At 60.2% G+C, this 1,305-nt stretch carries 1 protein-coding gene; it reads right to left on the bottom strand.

Features of this window, described 5'->3' with window-relative positions:
• Positions 1-3: 3 nt before the first annotated feature.
• On the bottom strand, positions 4-1,206 hold the full coding sequence (locus RR51_RS28390; protein ID WP_031297637.1) for an ISL3 family transposase: 1,203 nt from the start codon (positions 1,204-1,206) through the stop codon (positions 4-6).
• Positions 1,207-1,305 lie beyond the last annotated feature (99 nt).

The raw sequence follows: 1,305 nt of genomic DNA, 5'->3' as shown, positions 1-1,305 counted from the left end.
GGTTCATCGCGCTTTCCCGGGGAAGGCAGCCTTGATTTTCAGGAAGAAGTATTCCGAGTCCCGAAAACCATAGGCCATACGCTTGATCACCTTGATGCGGTTGTTGACGCCCTCAAGGACGCTGGTATGCATGTGGAAGTTGGCACTGGCGAGGATGCCTCGGGCGTATTTGCGCAGGTTGCGAGCGAAGCGCTGTAGCGGTGCGAGGCCGCTGTCCCGGGCGTGCCGCAACCAGGTTCGCCAGCGGCGCCAGCCCTCTCGTACGCTGGGGGCGAACCAGACATCCTTCAGCGCATCCTTGAGGACATAGACCGTAGCCAGCGGCTGGTTGGCCGCGAGTAGTTCTTGAAGCTGCACGGCTTGTCCGTCCTTCAGGTTGTTGCGATTGCGCAGCAGCAGCCAGCGGCTTTGCTTGACCGCCTTTCGTGCCGGCTTGTCTTCGCGCAGGAGGTTGGCCTGGTCAACCCGGATACGGTCGATCACATCCCGACCATAGCGCGCGACGACGTGAAACAGGTCGTACACCACTTCGGCTTGCGGGCAATGCTTCTTCACCTCCAGATCAAAAGCCGTGTTCATGTCCATGGCCACCGCCTCTATCTGCTGGCAGTGCTTGCCGAGCAATTCAAAGAACGGGCGGACCGCCTCGCGGCTGTTGCCGTGGCCGACCCACAACACCCGCGTTCGCTCGGCATCCATGATGACCGTGGCATAGCGATGCCCTTTGTGCAGGGCGAACTCGTCCATCACCAGGCGGCGGACACCGGTTGAATCGAAGGTGCCTACCTCGGCTTGAAGGCGTCGTTTATCGAGCGTTTTGAGGGTGTGCCAGTGCAGGCCGGTGAGCTGGCTGACGTGGCTGATCGGCAGCAGCCGCAGCAAGCTTTCGAGCCATATCCGTAACCGCTGGGTCAGCCGAGATGCTGGCTCCAACCAGTCGATCCGCTCGGTCACCCGCCCACAACTCAGGCAATCGACTCGGCGCACTGGTAGTTGAAGCAGGACGCGCTGATCGAACAGATCACGATCACGCACCAGACGAATCCGGCGATCGTGAATCAACGGGCTGAACTGGCCACAACGCCCGCACTTAGGAAGAGAGCCGGCTTGAGGTTCAAGCTCAATGAGGAGGGTGTTATCGGTAGATGGGCGACAGGCAACGGCGTCGTAGCCTGGCCAGAAAGCAGCAAGATCAATAGGATGCACGGCGACAGCAGGGACAGGTGAAGGGTGTGTTTGGCGACTGCCAATTTACCTGCTTCCCTGACTGTCAACTCGCTCTTCCCCCAGACTCCGCGAAGAACC

This window comes from Pseudomonas sp. C5pp (assembly GCF_000814065.1).
GTDB lineage: Bacteria > Pseudomonadota > Gammaproteobacteria > Pseudomonadales > Pseudomonadaceae > Aquipseudomonas > Aquipseudomonas asiatica.
The sequence above is the reverse complement of the archived record's forward strand: the minus strand, read 5'-3'. Positions and strand labels throughout refer to the sequence as shown.